Genomic DNA, 235 nt, shown 5'->3' with positions numbered 1-235 from the left:
CAGCGGAGCACGAGGACCTCCCGAGCGGCCAGCCGATGCAGTTCGGCGAGACAACGTACAGCGCGGGCGCCACCACAGTCGGCGAGCTGGTCGCACAACTGGATCTCGACCAGTACGACCGCATCTGCTACCTCTTCGACTACGGCGACGAGTGGCGCTTCTACGCGATCCTCAAAGAGGTCGTCGACGATCCCGACCGCCGAGCGCCCGAGGTCGTCAAAGAGAAAGGCGGCGA

The 235-nt window shown here is 65.1% G+C and carries 1 protein-coding gene; it reads left to right on the top strand.

The features are described 5' to 3' along the window. Positions 1 to 235, top strand: a 235-nt coding sequence (locus HKX41_13580; protein NNC25164.1) for a hypothetical protein, incomplete at both ends; no start/stop codon positions are given.

Origin of the sequence: Salifodinibacter halophilus (assembly GCA_012999515.1) — a bacterium.
Classification (GTDB): Bacteria; Pseudomonadota; Gammaproteobacteria; order Nevskiales; family Salinisphaeraceae; genus Salifodinibacter; species Salifodinibacter halophilus.
The sequence above is the reverse complement of the archived record's forward strand: the minus strand, read 5'-3'. Positions and strand labels throughout refer to the sequence as shown.